Source organism: Candidatus Centipeda massiliensis, from assembly GCF_900290285.1.
Lineage (GTDB): Bacteria > Bacillota > Negativicutes > Selenomonadales > Selenomonadaceae > Centipeda > Centipeda massiliensis.
Genome location: NZ_LT985755.1, coordinates 49,123 through 74,870, shown reverse-complemented (window position 1 = coordinate 74,870; position 25,748 = coordinate 49,123). Strand labels below are relative to the sequence as shown.

Below are 25,748 nucleotides of genomic sequence, written 5' to 3'. Positions count from 1 at the left end.
ATATGGGAAGTCTGAAGGTCATGGCACTCGAAAAGGCGTATGGCATACGTACGCTTTTTTCCAATGTGAACTTTGAGGTCATGCGCGGGGACAAGGTGGGGCTCGTCGGCGCAAACGGCACGGGCAAGACGACGCTGATGCGGATTCTGCTTGGACGCGAGGAGAGCGACGGCGGGCAGGTTGTGATGGATCGCGCCGACACAGTCGGCTACGTCGAGCAGCAGGCGTCATTCTCCCACGATACGCTCTACGAGGAGCTGCGAAGCGCGTTCTCCGACCTCATCATGCTCCGCGCGGAAAAGGAGCGGATGGAGCACGCGATTGCGGCAGGGGATGCCGGCGCGGAGGAACTTGCCGCGTATGGGAATCTCGTGACGCGGTTCGAGGCGATGGACGGCTATGACTTTGAGAGCCGCATCCGCCGCGTGGCGTTTGGACTCGGCTTCTCCGAGGAGGAACTCCAAAAGGATGTCCGCCATTTCTCGGGCGGGCAGACGACGCGCATCTGTCTTGCGAAGGCTCTCTTGCGTGAGCCGGACTTTCTCTTTCTGGATGAGCCGACGAACCATCTGGACATCGGGATGATCGAATGGCTCGAAAAATTCCTGCAGTCCTATCGCGGCGGCGTGCTTCTGATCTCGCACGACCGCTATTTTCTCGACCGCGTGGCGAACCGTATTTTGGAGCTGGATCACGCGGAGGTCACGGCGTATACGGGCAACTACACGCACTATATGCGTGTGAAGAACGAGCGCCGTGCGGCGCTGCAGAATGCCTACGAGAAGCAGCAGGCGCATATCAAGAAAACCGAGGAGTACATCAGCCGCTACAAGGCGGGCATCAAGGCAAAGCAGGCGCGCGGACGGCAGAGTCAGCTGAACCGCCTCGAGCGGATCGTGCTGCCGCCCGAGGCGGCACGCTTCAAGTACTTTGCGTTTACAAAGCCGACGGAGTGTGCACAGCGCGTGGCAGAGCTTGAGGACATCAGCTTCGCCTATCCGGGCGGGCAGCGCATACTCGACCACATTTCCCTGCTCATCCGCAAGGGGGACGGTGTGGCGCTCATTGGTGAGAACGGCGTCGGCAAGACGACGCTCCTTCAGATTTTGGTTGGGGAGCTTGAAGCCACGGGGCGCCTCAAGATCGGCAGCCGTGTCAAGATCGGCTACTTCTCCCAGCAGCATGAGGGACTGGATCCCAGCAAGACCATACTCGATGAAATCTGCTACACGTTTGGACTTGACGAGGAGACGGCACGCGGCTATCTCGGCGCCTTCCTCTTTCACGGCGACGACGTCCTGCGGCTCATCGGGGCTCTCTCGGGCGGTGAACAGGCGCGCGTGGCGTTCTTGAAGCTCATGCTGACGGGCGCAAATTTCCTCGTGCTGGACGAGCCGACGAACCATCTGGACATCCCCGCTCGTGAGGCGGTGGAGGAGGCGCTGATGGCGTTTCCGGGGACGTTTATTGCCGTCTCCCATGACCGCTATTTTCTCGACAAGACGGCAAACTGCACGCTCGAACTGAAGGACGGCAGGATCGCGGAGTATCTCGGCAACTATGGCTACTATCTGATGAAGAAGGAGGCCGAGGCGGAGGAGGCGGCGGAGGAAGCGCGTACTGCGGAGAAGCACGTGCGCCGTGTGCCGTCCGAACAAGCGGAACAAGATCGCACGGAGAAGTCTGCTGCGCCCAAAACGGCGGTGCACAGCGCCATACCTGCCGCACGGCGGCAGGAGATGCTTGAGCGCATGGAGGCGGAGATCGCAATGGCAGAGGCGGAGCTGAAGGGGCTTGAGTATGAGATGAACCGACCGGAGACGCAGGCGGATCCGGAGCGCAGCCATGCGATTGCCGAGGCGTATGCGGCAAAGGAAATCGAGATCATGCAGCGTTATGAGAAGTGGGAACAGTTGACGGAGGCGTAACATGGAGCTGCAGCAGAATCTCGGCTTTCACTCCGAGGAGGAAGAACTCGCGGGCGTTGTGGATCACATCATATTTGCCTCCACGGACGGCGCGTTTTCTGTCTTTCGCCTGCGATTGGAGCAGAAGGGCAAGTGTACGGCGACGACGAAGGGCGCTGCGCCGCTCGTCGGGCAGGAGGTGCGCCTGACGGGCAGCTGGGTCACACATCCGCGCTTCGGACGGCAGTTTAAGGCTCTGCGGATGCACGTCAGTGCGCCCACGAGTGCGGGCGGCATCGAACGCTTTCTCGCCTCCGGTACGATCGACGGCGTTGGCCCCGCGATGGCACGGCGCATCGTGGAGAAATTCGGCGCGGAGGCGCTCCTCATCATCGAACGCGCGCCAAGCCGTCTCAGAGAGGTCGCGGGCATCGGACCAAAGACGGTGGAGAAGATCACTGCCTCCTATATGCGTCAGTCCGAGCTGCGGGACATCATGCTCTGGCTTGAGGAGCATGGAGTTACGGGAACGTATGCTGCACGTATCTTCAAGGCTTATGGCTCGCTTGCGATAGAGGTGATGGAGAAATCGCCCTATCGTCTCGCACAGGAGATCGACGGCATCGGCTTCATCACGGCGGATACGATTGCCATTGCTGCGGGATGGGAGAAGAACTCCTCTGCACGCATCGCCGCAGGTCTCTCCTATGAACTCGCGCAGATTGCCTCGGGCGGTCATTGCTGCATTCCCGAGGGGATGCTCGCAGAGCGCACGGCGCAGCGCCTTGGCGTTGCGCGGGGGCAGGTCATGGAGGTGCTCGGCCGTGAGGTGAAGATGAGCCGCCTCTATGCAGTGGATGAGATGGGGGAACGCCTCATCTATGCTCCGCAGCTTTACAAGGCAGAGGAGGAGACGGCACGCCTTCTCCTCACCCTGCAGCGGAGGGCAGAGCACATTCATGTGCATGACACATCCTCTCTTGTCACCTCATGGGAGAAGGAGCATCATGTCAACCTTGCCTCGGCGCAGCGGGAGGCGGTCATTGCCTCGCTGGAGCACGGTGTCCTCGTTCTGACAGGCGGCCCCGGGACGGGCAAGACCACCGTCGTACGCAGCATCATCGACATCCTCGGTGCGCAGGGACTTGAGATCCTGCTTGCCGCGCCGACGGGACGCGCGGCAAAGCGCCTTGCGGAGGCAACGGGATGCCCTGCTGCGACGGTGCACCGCATGCTCGAAGCACAGGGCAGGGAGGAGGGGGAGATGCGCTTCGGGCGCGACGCGGAGACGCAGCTTGAGGCAGATGTCATCATCGTGGACGAGGTTTCGATGATGGATATTGTGCTCATGCAGCACTTGCTTCGCGCCGTTCTTCCGGGGGCGCATCTCATCCTTGTCGGCGATGTAGATCAGCTTCCCGCCGTCGGTCCCGGCTCTGTGCTCAAGGACATCCTGCGCTCCGGCGTCATTCCGAGCGTTCGTCTGACCGAGATCTTTCGTCAGAACAATACGGGCACGATTGTCCTCAATGCACACGCCATCAATGCGGGGCGCGTGCCCTCCTTTACGGAGGCGGACTTTTCCTTTGTCATAGCCGTATCCAGCGAGGATGCCGCCGCACAGATCGTCTCAATATGCACACGGCTCCTGCGCGCGGGAACAGATCTCATGGATATGCAGGTGCTCTCACCCATGCGGCGTGAGGCGTGCGGTGTGGATATGCTCAACCGAAGCCTACAGGCGGTGCTGAATCCGCCTGCGTCAGATAAACCCGAGGCGGTCGGCTTTCGCCTCGGCGACAAGGTCATGCAGACACGGAACGACTACACGAAGAATGTGTTCAACGGTGACATCGGCCGCATCCGCTGGATCGACGCAGAGCATCTCGTCGTCGCGTTTGCGGAGGATATGGAGGTCTCCTATACGCGCGACGAATTCGGCGCGCTCACCCTCGCCTATGCGATGAGTGTTCACAAGAGCCAGGGCAGCGAGTACGACATCATCATCCTGCCGCTTGTGCGCGCACATCACATCATGCTGCAGCGCAATCTCCTCTATACGGGCGTGACGCGTGCGAAAAAGGGCGTCATCCTCGTAGGTGACCGTACCGCACTGTTCACAGCCGTAAGCAATGACCGCACGCGGCGGCGTTATACACTGCTTGCAGAGAGATTGGCGGAGAAAATCTAAGGAAACGTGGGAACAATCATATAAAGGGATTGAAGAATTATGATGGACAATGTATAATTACATATACTATAATTTCTTATGGAATGGACGGTGAGCTTATGGCGACAAAAAGCTTTTTGAAGAGCGTGAACATCAGAGGCGATAAGCAGATTCATCGTTTTATGACTGCACTGGAGAAGGCTGAGCAAAGTCATGATGTAAGAAAAGAAAAGAATCCGACGGCGTATGAAGTTTCGACTGAGCAGTTAGGTGGATTGTTGTCGAAATATCGTAAAGCGTAGGTTCTATTATGATAGGTACGCCGATCGTTAATCTACTTGATTTAATAGAGCTCGAAGAAAATGAAGCAATAGAGAATATTACTAAAGAATTTTCCTGTCCCCATAATGGAGATGTAGAGATTTTTCTTAAAGAGAAAGCTGTGGAATTTGCAAAACAAAGAATAGCCGCGACATATCTTGTATTCAAACAATACAAAGGAGAAGATGTTGTTGTCGGCTATTTTTCAATTGCACAAAAATATTTTCACATTGATGCAAAAAATATAGAGAAGTTAAGCAGAACCCTGCGTAAGAGAGTCAATAAGTTTGCGACCTATGATAATGATTTGCGTAGATATGTAGTGTCAGCCATTCTCATCGGGCAACTCGGAAAAAATTATACACATGGATATGATAATCTGATTCGTGGAGACGATCTTCTCCGGATTGCATGCGATAAAGTGGAACAAATACAGCGAATATCAAGTGGGAAGATCGTCTATCTGGAATGTGAGGATAAGGTGGCATTAAAAGAGTTCTATGAACGAAATGGGTTCTTTGCTTTTGGTGAACGGGTTCTTGACCGTGATGAAAGCGATGTTCTGTCTGGCAGCTACTTGATACAAATGTTTAAATATCTATAATAAAATAAAGTGATGAAGAAACGGAGGCGATTGCGACGGTGGCTCAGATGGCAGAACTGCCGGAGGCAGTCATTCGGAAGATGGCGGAGGAGCATGGGGTTGAGGTTTCGTCGTAATCGATATGTAATCGAAGAAGATAAGCCGCTCGTGATCGGGCGGCTTTTTGTTTGACGGAACTGCCTGAAAACTTTATAATAAGGACAAAGGAAGCGCTGATAGAGAAAGGATTCCGTTATGCGAACGAGAGATTTTAACGCACTGAACGATCTGCTGTTTAAGTTCCTCTTTGGACATAAAGAAAATAAGGAAATCACGCTCTCGTTTATCAATGCAGTACTCGAATTAGAGGGAGAAAAGGCATTTGTTGATCTGCGTTTTGCGGATCGAGAACTCGATCCGGAGGAGGAGAACGGAAAGGTATCTGCGCTTGATATCTTGTGTATGACGAATGATGAAACACAGGTCAATATCGAAGTACAGGTGCAGAAACGTCAGAATATGGGACAACGTAGTCTGTACTACTGGGCAAAACTGTATCAGAGTACGCTGGGACGGGGCGAGAACTACGAGAATTTGCGGCGAACGGTCGCGATCAATTTGCTCGGCTATGAATATCTGCCGCTATCGGGATTCCACCATATGTATGGACTCTATGACGAGACAGGCGTGCATCGGCTGACCGAGGATCTTGAGATACACTTTTTGGAGCTGCCAAAAGTAACGCGGAAGGATATCCGCAGTATGCGGACACTGGACAAGTGGATGGCTTTTATCAGCAACAAACTCAGTGATGAGGAAATGGAGGCGATTGCGATGAGCGAGGCGGCAATCAACACGGCATGGGACAAGATCGAGGCGTTCATGCGCGATGCAGGACAGCGGCGTAAATATGAACAGCGTGAGAAGTATGAGCATGACTATGTGAGCGATATGGAGGGATCGTGGAAGGACGGCGTTATGCACGTTGCCTTGAATATGCTACGCGCGCAAACGCCCATTGCCGTTATTAAAAAGATGACGGAAATGCCAGAATCGGCGATATTAAAACTGGCAAAAGATCATGGGCTCAGCATACAAGGATAGTGAGTGATATGGAGGAATCGTGGAAGGATGAGCGAGCAGAGGGGATTGAGCAGATGGCGGAGGAGCATGGGGGTGAGATTTCGTTGTGATCGATATGTAATCGAAGATGATAAGCCGCTCGTGACCGGGCGGCTTTTTGCGGCAGAGTTTGTATTTCTAAAATGGGATTGACAACAGATGAGAAGGGGAGTATATTTGGGATTATAGTACTATGAGACACTTATAGGTGGAGTGGAATGACACGGAGGGGATTGTCATGCTAAAGGATTTGAAAAGCAAACGCCGATTGTCGCTTTTTGTGGCACTTGCTTTGTCCGCGGGGGGGGGGCACTCTTCTCAGATTTTCAGTACGCTTATGCTGCCGATGTAAGTGGCAATGATGTGCTTGTGGATTTCACACCTGCGCATCCGCTGCCGACCGTGCCTCCGCCTTCGGGTGGGGCAATTACGGATCCTGCCGATAATGGCAATGTGTATAATAATAAGCTGACAGTAGACGGACCGCACTTTGCCGGACAGAGTCTGTGCGGCGGCTTCACCGCAGGTGCGGGAAACGTGACAGGCAATACGGTTGTCGTAAAGAACGCGGCCGCTATCTGGGGAGATGCGTATGTATATGGCGGATTCTCGGCTCAGGGGAATGCGACGGGCAATACGGTTATTCTCGGCGGGAACAATTACTACGGCGGATACACTGGTATGCGCAGACATGGGTTAGTCTATGGCGGCGGCGGCAACAATCCAAGTGCAGACCATACGACGGGCAATACGTTACGGGTGCAGGGAAAACTAAATGGTGCGTATTCCATTAGCAACTTTGAAAAGATAGAGTTTGATTTGACAGGTTTGTTGCTTACCGGGGATTGGCAGCTTAGTCTGAGGGAGGATGGCCCAGCCTTCGAGTGGAGCAACATCAAAATCACCGAATTGGATGCTTGGCTAACGGCTCTTGCCGCCAATAATATCAATTCAATAGCGATTGCGCCATTTGCTACAGGAGGAGGGGTGCTGACGCTCACCAACTATGCACCAACGTTTTTCAACCGCGGTGATTACGAGGTTCGGAAACGAGCGGATACTACCGGTACAGGAACGGTCAATAATATTCATACTATCTTTGTCGAAGCCAGTCGCTTCCAGAATGCAGGACACGGCGTCAATGTGACAACGGTCATGGGAGGGGCGAACGGGACATATTCGGGAATATCCTTCTTCGGTAACACGACGAATCATAACGAACTGAATCTCACGGGCGACAGTCATCTACAGGCGTTTGCGGGTTTTACGGCTGGGCAGAACGGCGGCTCCGAGCACAATACATTAAATCTCCTCGCGGGTGGTGCTGTTACATATGGCGCGGCTGGCTTCACGAGGGGCATTCACACTCTCGCCAATCCCAATGATGCGGATCATCCTGAGTTAGTCGATACGACCAAGAACGCCGAGGCGACGAACAATGTTATCAACGTCAAGGGCGGGACGCTGAACGCGAACGGTGCACTTTATGGCGCCCTTATCGCAACCAATCCGTCGCTCACGGCGCCGAACAACGTGTCGGCAGGTGATGCCACGGGCAATATTGTCAACATTGAGAGCGGCACCTTCGGTACGGGTACTGCGATCTACGGCGGCTACACGCAGGGCACGGGCAAGGCGACGGGCAATACCATCAACATTGGCAAGAGTGACGGCACGCTGAATGCGCCCACGCTCTCGAATGCTATGCTCTATGGTGGTGGATCGACTGGGTCCGCAAGCGATGTTGTAACGGATAACACGCTCAACGTCAATACGAATGCCTCCGTGCGCAACATCGCGAACTTCGGCAAGGTAAGCTTCAACTTCAACAGTACGTTCAATCAGGCAAATCCCATGCTGAACGTTGTGGGCGGGGCTGCAACGGATTTGAATTGGGATGCCATTGCCTACGCGGGAACGGCACCGGTCGGACGCTCCATACTCATGCAGAATATGAGCAATATCAACCTTGGGACGACGTATAGGGGAGCCAAACTTCTTTCCTTGACCGATACCCATGAGCGCATTATCGATACGAACACCGGAACGGGAACGGCACAGCAGATTTATCTCGGCAGCTATCAGTTTAAGAGTGCTAATGTGACACCGACCACGGGAAGCGCGACTGAGGATGTCTGGGCAGGACGCTCCGTTATCGGCAATACAACGACGGAGAATACGCTCACCTTGAACGGCAGCACCACCCATCAGGACGCCTACGGCGGCTGGACGGCAGGCACGGGTACGACGGCTGCGGCGAAGGATAGCAGCACGGACAATACCGTAAATCTCGTCAACAGCACCGTACGCAACATCTATGGCGGCTTTACTGCCGCAGCGGGCGGGAACGCAACGGGCAACAAGGTCAACATCTCCGGCGGCAGTGTCAGCGGCACCGTGCACGGCGGCTATCTTTCCCATGCCTCAGCAACAGGCGATGCCACGGGCAACATTGTCACCATCACGGGCGGCACCATGAGTGATGTCTACGGCGGCTGGACGGCGGGCACGGGTGCGACCACGGGCAACACCGTGAACCTTGGCAGCGAGACCAATGCCGTTGCTTCGGGCACCACCATCGGAAAGCTCTACGGCGGCAGCAATGCGACTGCGACGAACAACACGCTGAATGTCTACGACAGTGTCACGGCGGGCAACATCGCCAACTTTGACAATGTGAACTTCAAGGCGACGAGCAGCCATATCGCAGCGGGAGATACCCTCCTGACGCTGAATGACGGCAATGCCACAACGCTCGACTGGAACAAGCTCCACGTCGATGACCTCGACAGTCTCACGGCAGACCCGACAAGCGACCGAATCCTGACACTCATGGAGAACAGCAGCAATATCAACTTTGGTACGAGCTACAGCGACACGGGCACACGCGGGCGCATCCATACGGATGACTACGAGGCGGACATGACAACGGACGGCAACAGTGCCACAACCACGAAAGTCTACCTCAAGGGCTACCGCTTCCAGAACAATGATACAAGCTATGCGGGCACGACGGCCACAGACGCGTGGGGCGGACGCTCCATCATCGGCAACAAAGTACAGAAAAACAAGCTGACGCTTACGGGCGGCAGTGCGACGCTCGACGCGCGCGGCGGCATGGTCGAGAATACCACTGTTCCGGGCACCACGGGTGATGCGGCAGAGAACAAACTCATCCTGAACACGGGCGCAGCAGCGGCAAATGCCTATGGTGCCGAGGTCAAGACCAAGGCGGGCAGTGCCGCTGAGAATACTGCTGAAATCACGGACGGAACGACTGCCAATCTCTACGGTGCATCCCTCACGGCGGCAGGTGCAACGGGCTCGGCGACCAAGAGCAAGGCGAATATCTCCGGCGGCTCCGTCACGGGCAACGTCTACGGTGGTCATATTGCAGACAGTGCGGCGACGGGCAGCGTCACAGGCAGTGAAGTGAATATCTCGGGCGGTACCGTCGGCGGTACGATCTATGCAGGCTACAATGCAGGAGCGGGCGATGCCAAGAGCGGCACCGTTACCATCACGGGCGGCTCGATGGGTGATGCTTACGGCGGCTTCACAAGCGGTACGGGGGCAACTACGGGCAACACCGTCAACCTTGGTGACGGGCAGAGTGCAATCACTGCGACCATCAACGGTGTCCTCTACGGCGGCAATCAGACGACCGTGACGGACAACACGCTGAACGTTAAAACAAACGCAACGGCGGGGAACATTGCGCACTTTGACAAAGTCAAGTTCCATCTGAACAGCACCATCAATCCTGCGAACTCGTTGCTCACACTGAACAACAGCAGCCAGACTACGGGGCTCAAATGGGATAAGCTTGAAGTGGATACATCAAGCCTCACGGGTGCGGGCATCAAGACCTACGAACCGTACAAGCTGAACCTCATCGACAACGCGGCAGGCATTGCGACGACGGGGTATGCGGGCGCAAGGGACAGTTCCACCGACAAACTCGAATACATCATCGATACCGACAGTCATGGAGCGAATGCGACGCGCTACATCACGCTCGAAGGCTACCAGTTCAAGGACAACACGGCTGCAACGTATGCTGCTGCTGACGGCACGCATACTGCTGCATGGGCGGGGCGCACAAAGGTCGGCAACAAGGTAGAGAACAATAAGTTGACCGTTACGGGCGGCACGATCAGTGCGGCGGCGTACGGCGGACTCGTGGAGAATCACAAGCTTGACACGCATGGCAACCCGCTCCCGACGGGCGATGCGGAGAAGAACACCGTCGCCGTCTCCGGCGGCACAGCCGCCAATGCCTACGGTGCCGAGGTGCGTACGAAAGACGGGAATGCGACGGAGAACACGGCAGAGATCACGGGCGGAAACGTTGGCTCCGTCTACGGTGCGTCCCTTGCGGCTGCAAATGCTACAGGTACGGCAGATAAGAGCAAGGTCGATATCTCCGGCAGTGCCAACATCACGGGCGACGTGTACGGCGGATATATTGCACAGGCAAATGCAACGGGCACAATCACAAACAGCGAAGTCAATATCTCGGGCGGCACAGTCAATGGCGCTGTCTACGGCGGCAAAAACGAAGGTACGGGAAGTGTGACCGGCGGCACGCTCAGCATCTCGGGCGGCAATGTTGGCGGCACGATCTACGGCAATCACACGAATGCGGGCGATGCCACGGGTGCGACACTGAACATTACAGGCGGCACGATGAGCGATGTCTACGGCGGCTTTGCAAACGGTACCGGTAAGACGACGGGCAATATCGTGAATCTTGGCACGGCATCGGATGCCGTTGCGGGCACAACGAATATTTCCGGCACCATCTACGGCGGGAACAAGACGAATGATGTTACAGGGAATACGCTCAACGTCTATGACAGTGTATCAGCGGGGAACATTGCGAACTTTGACCAGGTGAACTTCAAGACGACGAGCAGCCACATCACGGCAGGTGATACCCTCCTGACGCTGAATGGCGGCAATGCTACAACTCTTGACTGGAACAAACTCCATGTCGACGACCTCGACAACACAACCGCAAGTGCCACAGAGGATCGTATCCTAACGCTGATGGAGAACGCCAACCATATCAACTTTGGCACAAGCTACAGCGATACGGGTACGCGCGGACGCATCCACACAAACGACTACGAGGCGGACATGACGACGGACGGCAACAGTGCCACAACCACGAAAGTCTACCTCAAGGGCTACCGCTTCCAGAACAATGATACAAGCTATGCGGGCACGACGGCTACGGATGCTTGGGGCGGACGCTCCATCATCGGCAACAAGGTACAGAAAAACAAGCTGACGCTCACAGGCGGCAGTGCGACGCTGAACGCGCGCGGCGGCATGGTCGAAAATACCACCGTCCCGGGCACTGCGGGCGATGCCGAAAAGAACACACTCATCCTGAACACGGGCGCAGCAGCGGCAAATGCCTATGGCGCCGAGGTCAAGACCAAGGCGGGCAGTGCCGCTGAGAATACCGCTGAAATCACGGACGGAACGACTGCCAATCTCTACGGTGCATCCCTCACGGCGGCAGGTGCAACGGGCTCGGTGAGCAAGAGCAAGGCGAATATCTCCGGCGGCAGTGTCACGGGCAACATCTACGGTGGTCATATTGCAGACAGTGCGGCGACGGGCAGCGTAACAGGCAGTGAAGTGAATATCTCGGGCGGTACCGTTGGCGGAACGATCTATGCAGGCTACAATGCAGGAGCGGGCGATGCCAAGAGCGGCACCGTTACCATCACGGGCGGCACGATGGGCGATGTCTACGCCGGCTACACAAGCGGTACGGGTGAGACCACGGGCAACACCGTCAACCTCGGCGATGGCAGTCATGCGCTTGCCTCCGGTACGACCATCAACGGTGTCCTCTACGGCGGCAACAAGACGACCGTGACGGACAACACACTGAACGTCAAGACCAACGCAACGGCGGGGAACATTGCGCACTTTGACAAAGTCAAGTTCGACCTCAACAGTACCATCAATCCGGCAAACTCGTTGCTGACGCTCAATAACGGCGCGCAGACCACAGCTCTTAACTGGAACAAGCTTGAGGTAGATACATCGAGCCTCACGGGTGCGGGCATCAAGACCTACGAGCCGTACAAGCTGAACCTCATCGACAACGCGGCGGGGATTGCGACAACGGGCTATACGGGCGCAAAGGATCATTCCACGGATAAACTTGAATATATCGTTGACACTGACAGTCATGGAGCGAATGCGACGCAGTACATCACGCTCGAAGGCTACCAGTTTAAGGACAATGACGCAGCGTCCTACACCGCAGCCGACGGCACAAAAGCCGAGGCATGGGCGGGACGCACAAAGGTCGGCAACAAGGTGGAGAACAATAAGCTGACCGTCACAGGCGGCATGCTTGGCGCGGCGGCGTACGGCGGACTTGTCGAGAACAACAAGGTCGGCGTAACGACTGGTGATGCCGAGAAGAATACCATCGCCATCTCCGGCGGCACGGTCACCAATGCCTATGGTGCCGAGGTGCGCACAAAAGCGGGGCGTGCGACGGAGAACACCGCAGAGATTACAGGCGGTACGGTCACAGGCGATGTTCACGGTGCAGCCCTTACCGCTGCAGGTGCAACAGGCAGCATCACAAAGAGCGTGGTCAACATCTCCGCTGGTGCTAGCGTCACAGGCGATGTCTACGGCGGACGCATCACCGATGCAGGAGCGACGGGAAGCGTTACGGGCAGCACACTGAACCTCACGGGCGGTACAGTCAATGGTACGATCTACGCAGCCCATACGAACGGCACGGGCGATTCCAAAGACAATACCGTGAACATCACGGGCGGCACACTCCATGATGTCTACGGCGGCTTTGCAAACGGCTCGGCCAAGACCACGGGCAACACCGTCAACCTTGGCACGGAGACAACGGCATTCACAGCGACTTCCGTCGGCACCGTTTATGGTGGCAATCAGACAGATGTCACGGGCAACACGCTGAACGTCAACAGCCGGAATGCAGGTGCGGCGGATGTCAAGAACTTCGAGAACGTCAACTTCGACGTTGCGCACAACGTCAGCCACGGGGATACCATGCTGACGCTTACAAACGGAGCAAATACCAGCATCGACTGGTCGAAGATGCAGCTGAAGAACCTCGATGCCATCACGGCAAGCCCGACGAGCGACCATATCCTGACCCTCCTTGACAGCGCAAACGACATAAACTTTACGCACTACGATGCGACGCGTGCGCGTCAGACGAAGAAGGACGGCGACTACGAATACGTCCTCAACACGGAAAACGAAACAGCCAGTGACAAGAAAGTCAACGTCACAGGTTACCGCTTCGCGAACAACCATACAGCCATCGCAGCCAATGCGAACGAGGCATGGGGCGGACGCTCTAAGGCCGGCAACAAGGTCGAAAAGAACTCGCTCACGGTAACGGGTGGCAACATTGCAACCGCGGTCTATGCGGGCCTCGCACAGAACCTTGAGGCGGGCGACGGCACGGACGGCTACAAGAAGACGGGCGATGCGGCAGAGAACACGCTGATCCTGAACAGCGGCGCAACCATTGCGGACGGCTATGGTGCCGATGTCCGCACCGAGGCAGGAAATGCTACGGGCAATATCATTGACCTTAAGGGCGCGACCGTCAATGGCAGCCTCTACGGCGGCGCTCTCACACACGCCTCAGCCAGCGGCAGTGCCACGGGCAACAACGTCAACCTCTACAGCGGAAGTGTCACGGGCGATGTTTACGGCGGCTTTGCAAACAGCAATGGCAAGACCACGGGCAACACCATCACCATCGGTGACGGCACGAATGATGCTAACGTCACCGTCACGGGCAAACTCAGCGGCGGCAACAAGTCTGCCGAGGGCAACGTCCTCAACCTCAAGAGCAAGGGAGCACAGGTCGGCAGCCTTGAAAACTTCGGCAAGATCACATGGAGCCTTGGCTCGAATCTTGCCGATGGGGATACCGTCCTCACACTCAATCAGGATACGACTCTTACCTACAGCACCATTGAAAAGCCGGCGGGCGCAGACGTTTCCAACTGGCTTGGCAACGTCATGGAAAAGAACGTCCACCTCTTCCAGATGGCAGCGGGCAAGAAACTCACCCTCACCGGCTACAGCAGTACGGGCAGTGAGCGCACAGGCGATGTCGAGTACAGCCTTGTCACGGACAACAACCAACAGGAAACCACAGGCGGCAGCCTGAACCTCTCCGCCTATAAGTGGCAGAACGCAAATGTCGACGTCAACAGCAACGCACGCAGCGACGTATTCGGCGGCAAGACCGTCTACGGTGCGGATGGCATCACAAAGAATAACAAACTCACCCTCAAGACAGGTGCAGCCGTTACCAATGCCATCGGCGGCGATACACAGACCGCAAGCGGCACAGCAGAGGAGAACACCCTCACCGTCGAAGACGGCAGTGCAACAAACGCCTACGGCGCAAAGACCGTGGGCGGCAAAGCACTGAAGAACGCTGCATACGCAGCGGGCGGCACCGTTACGAACCTCGTCGGAGCACAGAGCCAGAGCGGCGCAGCCGAAGAGAACACAACAGAAATTAAGGGCGGCAGTGTCACCAACGCCATTGGTGCGGAAACAGTGACCGCAGGAGACGCGGCAAATAACAAAGCGATCATCTCCTCCGGCACAGTCACGGGCAGCCTCAAGGGTGCACAGAGCGCGGGCAAGGCGACAAAGAACACAGCAGAGATCAAGGGCGGCGACATCAGCGGCGCAAGCGTTATGGGCGCAGAGGCAAAGAACGACGCCGAAGAGAATACGGTAACCATCTCAGGAGCGCCGACCTCGAACACGTCGACCACGATCACCGGCGGACACTCCACACACGGCAATGCCGTTAAGAACGTGGTCAACGTCAACGCAGCCGTCACCGGCAACATCGTCGGCGGTTCCACAGACAGCACGAATGGCTTGGATGCCATTGAAAACATCGTCAACGTGAACGCAAACGTCACAGGTAACGTCTACGGTGGACACGCACATAACGCATCTCTGCGCAACACCGTGAACATCGCGGACGGCATCACCGTCACGGGCAGCGTCTTTGGCGGCAGCTGCATCACCGCCGAGGGGAACATTGTGAACATCGGCAAGGGCTCCACCGTCACCGGAGATGTCGCTGCGGGCAACGCCACCGGCAGCAACAGCGACAACATCATCAACCTCACGGGATCGCGCGTCAATGGCACCATCAAGGGCGGCAACGGCGGCGCAACCGACAGCAACAACACCCTTGCCGTCCACCATGACCTGACGCAGCAGTCCTACGCCGGCGACTTTACGGGCATCAAGAACCTCCAGTTCTACCTGAATGAAGGCATCACCAACGAGAACCCGACCATCCTGAACCTCGGTGTTACAAACAAAGACATCCGCGGCATCGACGTCGGTGTCGGCGTCAACGGGACGGCACGCAATGTCAACCTTCGTGTCAATGACGTGATCAGCCTGATGAAGGTAAACGGCGGCACATTGACCACCGATGCGGACAGTGCAGTGCCGCCCGCACCCACAACCCTCGTCAACCACGTAGAGACCATGCAGGGCGTCTCCCTCCTCTACGGATTTGACATCATGAAGCGCAGCAGCAACGAGCTGATCGCAACCGTCACCAAGGCGGCGATCAACGAGCAGGCAAAATCCTTCGTCGAAACCCGCGCGGCAGCGACCAGCTTCATCAACGGCGGCGCAGACCTTCTTGCAGGTGCAGGCATGACCTCCGCCAAGAAAGAGGGAAGCGGCGACAAGGACAAGGATGCACGCGGCTACCATATCTGGGCAGCGATGGAGCAGAGCGGCATGACAGCAAAGACCGGCTCCTATGCGGATACGCAGGGCTACGGGCTTGCCGTCGGCTGGACGCGGGAACTCGGGCAGACGGGCAGCACTCTCCTCTTCAGCCCCTTCGTCGAATACGGCAAGGGCAAGTACGACTCCTATCTGGATGACGGCACGCACGGCAGCGGTAACGTCAGCTACCTTGGTCTTGGCATCATGGGACGTGTAGAGAATGCACAGGGACTCTGGGCAGAGGTGGCACTGCACGGCGGCAAGACGCGCAGCGATTACAGCGGTTCGATCTATGCAGATACGAACTCGCGCTATGACAGCTCGAATGCGTACTATGCAGCGCATCTTGGCATTGGCAAGGAGATGAAGACGAGCGAGAAGGATAAAGTAAACACCTACCTGCGCTACTTCTGGTCGTATCAGTCGGGTATGCAGGCGAAAATCTCCACAAGCGGACGAAGTGCAAGCGTTGATGAATATAGCTTCGGCGCAGTAAACTCGAACCGCGTGCGTCTGGGTTTCCGCTATACGCATAAGGACAGCGACAAGAGTGAGATCTTCGCAGGACTTGCGTGGGAGTATGAGCTGAGCGGAAAGGCGACGGCAAGCTACATGGGGTATGAGACCCCGAGTCCGTCACTGCGCGGCGGGAGCGGAATGCTCGAAGTGGGCTACCGCTTCGCACCGAAGGACAGCCGCTTCTCGTATGACCTGCGGTTTGCGGGCTGGCAGGGCAAGCGCCAGGGCTACTCCGGCGGCGCTCATGTGAACTGGGCGTTCTAATAGATACGATATTTTAGGAGGCGGATGCACGAAGTTTTCTAGCTTCGTGCATCCGCCCCTTTGTGTTGTCGAATATTTCTCATATAAGCTGATCGTTGCCTGTTGATTTTTACAGTCGAAAACGGTATAATGGGAAAAACAAAGGGAGGGCTTCGGCTCTTCACATATCACCTTTTAAGAGGTCCTGTGAGGCCTTAAGGGAGTTTTCAATGAAATATACTGTGCAGTCAGTCTATCCAATTTTAGAATGCAAAGCTTTCTTATGTCTTTCTTTGGGCATGGGAAAGCTTTTTTATTGAAAGGGGATGCACATGAGTCAGGAGTTATCACTCAAGGGACGGGATATTCTTGCGCTCGAAGATTTTTCGGCAGAGGAGATTCGTCTCGTTCTCAGCACGGCGCGTGAGATGAAGAACATCATCGGGCGTGACATCAAGAAGGTGCCGGCGCTCCGAGGAAAGGCGATTGTTACCCTGTTCTACGAGCCGAGCACGCGCACGCGCACATCGTTCGAGCTGGCGGGGAAGTATCTCGGCGCAGATGTCGTGAACATCACGGCGAGTGCGTCCAGTATCGTCAAGGGGGAGAGCCTGCGCGACACACTCTATACAATTGAGGCGATGGGGACGGATGCGATTGTCATGCGGCACAAGGCGGAGGGAGCTGCTGCGTACGCTGCCAATGCGGTTTCACCGGTCATCATCAATGCGGGAGACGGTGCGCATGCACATCCGTCGCAGGGGCTTCTCAACCTCTATACCATTGAGGAGAACAAGGGGAAACTCGCTGGGCTGAAGGTCGCCATCCTCGGGGATGTGCTGCACAGCCGCGTGGCACGCTCGGATATTCAGGGCATGCGCAAGATGGGAATGGACGTGCATATCGCAGGTCCGCGTCCACTTCTGCCGCGCTTCCTGCATGAGGAGGAGGGCATCACCATCCATGACCGCATCGAGGATGCCGTGGAAGGCGCAGATGTGATCGAGGTGCTGCGCATTCAGCTTGAGCGGATGAAGGGCGGGCTGTTCCCGTCGACGCGTGAGTATGCACGTATCTACGGGCTGAATGAGGAGCGTCTGGCACTGGCAAACGATGCTCTCGTGCTGCACCCGGGTCCCATGAACAAGGGGTGGGAGATCTCGGAATCCGTCGCGTACGGTGTGCAGTCGCGGATTCAGGAGGAAGTGAAAAACGGGGTTGCCATCCGCATGGCACTCTTTACATTGGTTCTGATGGGAGGGAAAGCTTGATGAGCGCATTGCTTTTGAAGGGCGGACGTGTGATCGACCCCGCCGCACAGCGTGATGAGATCTGTGATGTTCTCATTGAGGACGGGGTGATCCGGCAGGTTGGAAAAGATCTGAGCACGGACGGTGCCGAGGTCTATGATGCTGCCGGGAAAATCGTCACCCCCGGATTCATCGATATGCACACACATCTTCGCGAGCCGGGGCAGGAGGCGAAAGAGGATTTTGCCTCAGGCTCACGCGCGGGTGCGGCGGGCGGCTATACCACGGTTGCGACAATGCCGAATACACGTCCCGTTGTGGATGATGCTGCGCTTGTCACGAGCCTCATCAAGCGCGCGGAGGACGTTGGCGTCATCCATATCCGCATCATCGGCGCCGTGACGAAGAATCAGGAGGGCAAGGAACTCGCCGAACTCGGCGACATGGTCGAGGCGGGGGCGGTTGCGTTCTCAGATGACGGCCATTTTGATCCCTCGGCGAAGGTGCTGCTCAACGCATACGATTATCTCGTCCCGTTCGACAAGGCAATCATCAATCACGAGGAAGAAACATCACTCGTCGAGGACGGCGCGATGAACGAGGGGCATCGAAGCACGATGCTTGGTATCAAGGGGCGTCCGATTGTGGCGGAGGACATTGCCGTTGCACGAGATGTTATGCTCGCAGAGTATGCGGGTGCGCATGTGCACGTCGCACACATCAGCTCTGGACGTGCGGTACAGCTTGTACGTGAGGCAAAGGCACGCGGTGTACGCGCGACAACGGAGGTCACACCGCATCATCTGACACTGACGGACGAATGTGTCGATCCGCGCGACAGCTCGACAAAGGTGAACCCCCCGCTGCGCACGGCAAGGGATGTCGACGCGATGGTTGCGGGTCTGCTCGACGGCACGATTGATATGATCGTCACCGACCACTCGCCGCACGCGCCCGAGGAGAAGGATCGGGAGTACATCTACGCACCGAGCGGCTTTCCGGGGCTTGAGACGGCACTTGGCGTGCTGCTGACCGACCTTGTCCACACGGGAAAAATTCCGCTCGCGACATTGATCGAGCGCATGACCTATGCGCCTGCGCGCATCTTCAAGCTGAATGCGGGGACGCTTGGCGAGGGCGCACCTGCCGATGTCACGGTGATCGATCCGAATCTCGTCTGGACGGTCAACGTGAACAAGTTCTATACGAAGGGCAGGCATTCACCGTTCAATGGACGGCAGCTCAAAGGAAAAGCAGTGCTCACCGTGGTCGATGGAAAAGTTGTTATGAAGGATGGGGTCATAGTAGTATGAAAGGAAAACTGATACTGGAGGACGGTTCGGTCTACATGGGCGAACTGCTTCACGGTGACACAAAAGCCGTGGGTGAGGTCGTGTTTACCACGACGATGACGGGATATCAGGAATGCCTGACCGATCCTTCGTTCTGCGGGCAGATTCTCACGATGACATATCCATTGATCGGGAACTATGGTACGGCGGAAAAATTCATGCAGTCACGGAAGTCCTTTGTGCGCGGATTTGTCATCGGGGAACTCTGCGATGCGCCGAACAACTGGCAGTCCGAAGAAACACTGACGGATTTTTTGACAGAGAACAATATTCCCTGTCTTTATAATGTGGATACGAGAGCTATTACGCGACATATCCGCTCTGCGGGGGCGATGAAGGGCGTGATTGTGCCCGCAGATCTGGGGGAGCGCGAGATCGCAGCATTGCAGGCGGAGGAACTCCCGCGCAATGTCGTGGAGATTGTTACAACACCCGAGGTGTATACGCTTGAGACGGAAGTACCTGATGCACCACATATTGTGGCAATGGATTTCGGTGTGAAGCGCAGTATTCTGCACAACATCAATCGAATCGGGGCAAAAGTTACGGTTGTGCCTGCACAGACCAGTGCGGATGAGGTGCTTGCGCTGGATCCGGACGGCATATTTCTCTCGAATGGTCCCGGTGATCCGACGGATGTGCCGGAGATTGTGGAGGAAGTCCGTAAGCTCGCGGGGAAGAAGCCAATCTTCGGTATATGCCTTGGGCATCAGCTTCTCGCACTTGCCTTTGGTGCAAAGACCTACAAGATGAAGTTCGGACACCGCGGCGGCAATCAGCCGGTCAAGAATCTCAAGATGGGCAAGGTACATATCTCTGCGCAGAACCACGGCTATGCTGTAGACCCTGTTTCTCTTGAAGGAACACCGCTTGTCGTTACCCATGTGAATGTCAATGATGATACGGTTGAAGGATTGCGTCATACATCTCTGCCAATTTTTTCCGTGCAGTACCATCCGGAGGCTGCGCCGGGGCCGGACGACAATATGTATCTCTTTGATGAGTTCTGGGATTTGATGAAGGGGGAGTGACGTATGCCGCGCAAGGAAAATCTGAAAAAGGTTATGGTCATCGGCTCCGGCCCCATCATCATCGGACAGGCGGCGGAGTTCGACTATGCGGGCTCACAGGCGTGCCGTGCACTGAAAGAGGATGGTCTTGAGGTCGTGCTCGTCAACAGCAACCCCGCGACCATCATGACGGATACGCACATTGCAGATCGTGTTTACATCGAACCGCTGACCGTGGAGTTTCTTGAGGAGATCATCTCCAAGGAGAAGCCGGACGGACTCTTGGCGACACTCGGCGGACAGGCAGGGCTGAACCTTGCGGTTCAGCTTGCCGAGAAGGGGATTCTGGAAGCACACGGTGTGGAACTGCTCGGTACTTCGCTCGAAGCAATCGAGAAGGCGGAGGATCGCGAGCGCTTCAAGGAGACGATGGAGAAGCTCGGCGAGCCGATTCCAGAGAGCACGATTGTCGAGGATGTGCATGCAGCAGTTGCATTTGCAGAAAGCATCGGTTACCCTGTCATTGTACGCCCTGCGTATACAATGGGAGGCACAGGAGGCGGCATCGCAGAAAATGAGGAAGAACTGATCGCCACGGTGATCAAGGGGCTGAACTACTCGATGATCGGGCAGGTGCTCATCGAGCGCAGCGTTGCCGGATGGAAGGAAATCGAGTTCGAGGTCATTCGTGACGGGAATGACAACTGCATCACCGTTTGCAGCATGGAGAATTTTGACCCTGTTGGTGTTCATACAGGCGACAGCATTGTTGTTGCTCCTGCACAGACGCTGACAGATTATGAATATCAGATGCTGCGCAGCGCGAGCCTTCGCATCATCCGTGAACTGGGTATCGAGGGCGGCTGCAATGCACAGTACGCGCTCGACACGAAGAGCAATAAGTACTATGTTATTGAGGTCAACCCGCGTGTCAGCCGTTCCTCGGCGCTCGCCTCGAAGGCGACAGGCTATCCGATTGCAAAGGTGTCCTCAAAGATAGCGATCGGATACACGCTCGATGAGATTGTCAACTCCGTGACGAAGAAGACAAAGGCGTGCTTCGAGCCGACGATTGATTACTGCGTGGTGAAGTTTCCTCGCTGGCCTTTCGATAAATTCATCTACGCAGACCATACGCTTGGTACACAGATGAAAGCTACAGGCGAGGTTATGTCCATTGATCGCAGCTTTGAAGGAGCAATCCTCAAGGCGGTGCGTTCGCTTGAGATCGGTGTGAACCGCCTCTCTATCGACCGCTTTGCGGAGTGGGACGATGAGCGCGTAGAGAAGCAGCTTTCTGCGGTGAACGACGAGCGCATCTTCGTCATTGCAGAGGCTCTGCGACGCGGCAAGCTGACGGTCGATGCGATTTCGGATATTACGAAGGTGGACAAGTGGTTCATCCACAAGCTGAAGCACATCACAGATGTGGAGAATCAGCTTGCCTCCGCTCCGCTCACGCCGAAGCTGCTCGCGGCGGCGAAATGGGTCGGTCTTGCCGATGTCTCCATCGCCGAGCTCACGAAGAAGACGCGCGATGAGATCCGCACCATGCGCCGCAGTCATAACATTCTCCCCTGCTATAAGATGGTAGATACCTGCGCCGCTGAGTTTGAGGCAATGACGCCGTACTATTACTCCACGTTCCGCGGCACGGAGGATGAGGTTGCCGTCTCCAATCGGAAAAAGGTGATCGTGCTCGGCTCCGGTCCCATCCGCATCGGGCAGGGTGTCGAATTCGACTACTGCTCGGTGCATTCGGTCTGGGCACTGCGTGAGATGGGCATCGAGGCCATCATCATCAACAATAATCCGGAGACGGTCAGCACGGACTTTGACATCTCCGACCGTCTCTACTTCGAGCCGCTGACCGTCGAGGATGTGCTCAACATTGTCGATAAGGAAAAGCCGGACGGAGTCATTGTCCAGTTTGGCGGCCAGACCGCGATCAATCTCGCGGCGGAACTCGAGCGTGCGGGGCTTCGCGTCTACGGCACCTCTGTCAATGACATCGACCGTTCCGAGGATCGTGAGCGCTTCGATGAGGTACTGACGCAGACGGGTATTTCACGCCCCGAGGGCATCAGTGTGACAAATCTCGCTGATGCTGTGGCAGGGGCAGCCCGCATCGGCTATCCCGTCATGGTGCGCCCCTCATACGTCCTCGGGGGGCGTGCGATGGAGATCGTCTACAACGAGGAGGAACTGCGCGACTACATGAGCCGCGCGGTCAAGGTGACACCGGATCATCCCGTCCTCGTTGACCGCTATATGCAGGGGACGGAGGTCGAGGTCGATGCCATCTCCGATGGTGTGGATGTCGTCATCCCGGGCATCATGGAGCACATCGAACGCGCCGGCATTCACTCAGGCGACAGCATTGCGGTCTATCCTCCGCAGACGCTGCCCGCGCGCGTGATTTACACGATCATCGACTATACGAAGCGTCTTGCCGTTGCACTCCATGTCAAGGGGCTGCTCAACATTCAGTTCGTCGTTGCGCGTGACGAGGTCTTCATCATCGAGGTCAATCCGCGCTCGAGCCGCACGGTGCCGTTCCTGTCCAAGATCACGAATGTCAATATGGTCGGCATTGCTACACGGGTCGCAATGGGGGCGATGCTCAAGGAACTTGGCTTCCACTCCGGGCTGATTCCGCCGCGTCCCTATGTTGCAGTCAAGGCACCTGTCTTCTCGTTTGCAAAGATGACGGATGTGGACATCTCTCTTGGCCCTGAGATGAAGTCGACGGGCGAGGTCATGGGCGTGGACTATCACTATGCACGTGCGCTCTACAAGGCAATCGTCGGCTCGGGGCTGAACATCCCGACGAAAGGCTGCCTCCTCTTTACGGTTGCGAACAAGGACAAGGAGGAACTGAAGCAGCTTGCTAAGGCGTTCTCCGAGTTCAACTTTGACATTGTGGCGACGGAGGGGACGGCGAAGGCGATTGCCTCCCTCGGCATCGATGTGGAAGTGGTCGGAAAAGTTCACGAGCGCAGCTCGGACATTATCGAGATGATCAAGAGCGGCAAGATCAACATGGTTATCAACACGCTGACGCAGGGCAAGCACTCCGCACGCGACGGCTTCAAGATCCGGCGCGCGACTGTGGAGCACGGCATCGCCTGTCTCACCTCGCTGGACACGGCGTGGGAGGTACTGCGCGTGCTTGAGTTTATGCGCAATCGCCGCCTTGTCTATACACTTGCAATTCAAGACTATGTTGGCGGAGGGGATGACCTTGCCTAAGGTAATCGAGGAGGCACGGATCCTTTCGCACGACGCACCGATTGCGGGGGTCGATATCCTGACGCTTGCCGCTCCGCTGACTGCGCGTTCTGCTCTGCCGGGACAGTTTGTGCAGATCTCTGTGCCCGCAGATGCCGGATTTCTGCGCCGCCCACTCGGGATTGCGGAGGTTTCACGCACGGAGGGATGGATTCGTCTGATCTATCGTCAGGTAGGACGTGGTACGCAGGGGCTGGCATCGGCTGAGACGGGAACGACCGTCTCCGTTCTCGGCCCCCTTGGACGCGGCTTTCATACTGGGCTGAAACATCCGCTGCTCGTCGGGGGCGGCATGGGACTCACGCCGCTGCTCTTCTTTGCGGCAGAGCATCCGAATGCCTCCGTACTGATGGGCGGACGCACGCGGGAGGAGGTCTTCTGGGAGGAGATCTACCGTCCTCATGTGCGTGCGTGCTTCGTTACAACGGACGACGGTTCGTATGGCACGCAGGGCTTTGTGACGACGCTCCTGCCGGAACTGCTGAAAGACGGCGCCTATGACGGTGTGGCGGTCTGCGGCCCTTCCATCATGATGGAGCGCGTGGCTATGATCGCAAATGAATATGGGATTCCCTGCGAAGTTTCGCTGGAAAAGCGTATGGCATGCGGACTCGGTGCGTGTCTCTCCTGCGCCGTGGACACGAAGAGCGGGCGGCGCAAGGTCTGCAAGGACGGCCCCGTATTCCCAGCGGGGGAGGTGTACTATGCCTCCTAATACAGAGAAATATCCGTATGATGATCTCCTGCGCACGAATATCGCTGGCATCGAGATGCGGACGCCCGTCCTCACGGCATCTGGTACATTTGGTTTTGGCGAGGAGTTTGCGGACTTTGTCGATCTCGCGCGCCTAGGCGGCGTGATGGTCAAGGGGACGACACTCGCGCCGCGGCGCGGCAACGACGGCATACGCATTGCGGAGACGCCGCAGGGGATGCTCAACTGCATCGGTCTCGAAAACCCCGGCGTGGAGCACTTCCTGACAGAGATTCTGCCGCGCATCCGACCGTATGGTATGAATGTGATCGTCAACATCTCCGGCAGCTCGGTGGACGACTATGCGGAACTTGCACAGCGGCTCAATGTCGACGGCATCGCCGCGCTTGAGATCAATATTTCCTGCCCGAATGTCAAGGAGGGGGGCATTGTCTTTGGGACAGACCCACGTGCGGCAGCTGATGTCGTGCGTGCGGTTGCAGCGGTGTCCGAGAAGCCTGTCATCGCAAAGCTTTCTCCGAATGTCACGAGCATCACGGAGATGGCGCTTTCCGTTGAAGAAGCGGGAGCAGATGTGATCTCGCTCATCAATACGCTCATCGGCATGCAGATTGATATCGAGCGGAAGCGTCCTGTGCTCGGCAATCGTACGGGGGGACTCTCGGGTCCCGCCGTCAAACCCGTTGCCGTGCGCATGGTCTGGGATGTGGCTCATGTTGTTCACGTTCCCGTGATTGGCATGGGCGGCATTTCCTCATGGCAGGACGCCGTTGAGTTCTTCCTTGCAGGGGCGTCCGCCGTTGCGGTCGGGACGGCAAACTTTATTGACCCTGCGGTAACGATGAAGATCTGTGACGGGTTGGGGCGTTATTTGCATGCGCATCAATTCTGCGGTATAGAGGAGATCATTGGAAAGGCATGGGAAAATACATAAATTTTATGAAAAAATTTTCCGTAAAAGGGATTTTTTGTTCGTAAGTACTGCGCTCATCCCATATATCACAAGGGCTTGGGTAACTTTTGACACCTGCCCCCCAGATGTGGTATAATCTCCCCGTTGGTATGAGAAACCGAGACAATCGCGTCCATTTGGGCGAGGAAAGTCCGAGCTCCACAGGGCAGTGTGCCGGATAACGTCCGGCGAGGGCAACCTTAGGGACAGTGCCATAGAAATTTAAACCGCCGATCAGATCGGTAAGGGTGGAAAGGTGCGGTAAGAGCGCACCAGCGGTCGGGTGACCGGCCGGCTTGGGTAAACCCCACACGGAGCAAGACCAAATAGGGAAGGGCTAAGACGGCCCGTCGACCTTCCGGGTAGTGTCGCTAGAGGCGTTCGGCAACGGGCGTCCCAGATAAATGATTGTCGCCGCCCTTTGGGCGGAACAGAACTCGGCTTATTGGTTTCTCACAGCCAATGCTATGTAAAGAAGCATTTTATCTTACTCG

Annotated in this window: 12 protein-coding genes and 1 other RNA gene; all 13 read left to right on the top strand. The window is 56.5% G+C overall.

Annotated elements, in window-relative coordinates; all coding sequences use genetic code 11:
- Positions 1-2: 2 nt before the first annotated feature.
- The 13 genes from C8273_RS06175 (at position 3) to rnpB (ending at position 25,714) form a co-directional block, all read left to right on the top strand.
- Positions 3-1,928, top strand: a complete 1,926-nt coding sequence (locus tag C8273_RS06175; protein ID WP_106626903.1) for an ABC-F family ATP-binding cassette domain-containing protein — start codon at positions 3-5, stop codon at positions 1,926-1,928.
- 1 nt (position 1,929) lies between these two features.
- On the top strand, positions 1,930-4,098 hold the full coding sequence (recD2, locus tag C8273_RS06170; RefSeq protein WP_106626902.1) for an SF1B family DNA helicase RecD2: 2,169 nt from the start codon (positions 1,930-1,932) through the stop codon (positions 4,096-4,098).
- A 29-nt stretch (positions 4,099-4,127) separates the two neighbouring features.
- Entirely contained in the window at positions 4,128-4,379 is a 252-nt protein-coding gene (locus C8273_RS06165; protein WP_106626901.1) for a hypothetical protein, read from the top strand.
- 8 nt (positions 4,380-4,387) lie between these two features.
- Entirely contained in the window at positions 4,388-5,002 is a 615-nt protein-coding gene (locus C8273_RS06160) for an N-acetyltransferase (RefSeq protein WP_106626900.1), read from the top strand.
- Positions 5,003-5,236: 234 nt separating this feature from the next.
- Positions 5,237-6,085 (top strand): Rpn family recombination-promoting nuclease/putative transposase, encoded by an 849-nt coding sequence (locus tag C8273_RS06155; RefSeq protein WP_106626899.1) that lies wholly within the window; start codon positions 5,237-5,239, stop codon positions 6,083-6,085.
- Positions 6,086-6,466: 381 nt separating this feature from the next.
- On the top strand, positions 6,467-16,705 hold the full coding sequence (locus C8273_RS06150; RefSeq protein WP_159060741.1) for an autotransporter outer membrane beta-barrel domain-containing protein: 10,239 nt from the start codon (positions 6,467-6,469) through the stop codon (positions 16,703-16,705).
- 305 nt (positions 16,706-17,010) lie between these two features.
- The gene (locus C8273_RS06145) at positions 17,011-17,955 is read left to right on the top strand and encodes an aspartate carbamoyltransferase catalytic subunit (protein ID WP_106626897.1); all 945 of its coding nucleotides are present in this window, start codon (positions 17,011-17,013) and stop codon (positions 17,953-17,955) included.
- Positions 17,955-19,247: a dihydroorotase gene (locus C8273_RS06140; protein ID WP_106626896.1), complete on the top strand. Its 1,293-nt coding sequence runs from the start codon at positions 17,955-17,957 to the stop codon at positions 19,245-19,247. Before C8273_RS06145 ends, C8273_RS06140 begins: the two co-directional genes overlap by 1 nt.
- Positions 19,244-20,317, top strand: coding sequence for a glutamine-hydrolyzing carbamoyl-phosphate synthase small subunit (gene carA / locus C8273_RS06135; protein WP_106626895.1), 1,074 nt, complete (start codon positions 19,244-19,246; stop codon positions 20,315-20,317). The genes C8273_RS06140 and carA overlap by 4 nt, the downstream gene beginning before the upstream one ends.
- 3 nt (positions 20,318-20,320) lie before the next feature.
- Positions 20,321-23,548, top strand: a complete 3,228-nt coding sequence (carB, locus tag C8273_RS06130) for a carbamoyl-phosphate synthase large subunit (RefSeq protein WP_106626894.1) — start codon at positions 20,321-20,323, stop codon at positions 23,546-23,548.
- Positions 23,520-24,302 (top strand): dihydroorotate dehydrogenase electron transfer subunit, encoded by a 783-nt coding sequence (locus tag C8273_RS06125; protein WP_106626893.1) that lies wholly within the window; start codon positions 23,520-23,522, stop codon positions 24,300-24,302. Before carB ends, C8273_RS06125 begins: the two co-directional genes overlap by 29 nt.
- Positions 24,292-25,236: a dihydroorotate dehydrogenase gene (locus C8273_RS06120; protein ID WP_106626892.1), complete on the top strand. Its 945-nt coding sequence runs from the start codon at positions 24,292-24,294 to the stop codon at positions 25,234-25,236. The genes C8273_RS06125 and C8273_RS06120 overlap by 11 nt, the downstream gene beginning before the upstream one ends.
- Positions 25,237-25,365: 129 nt before the next feature.
- Positions 25,366-25,714: RNase P RNA component class A (gene rnpB / locus C8273_RS06115), an RNA gene on the top strand.
- Positions 25,715-25,748 lie beyond the last annotated feature (34 nt).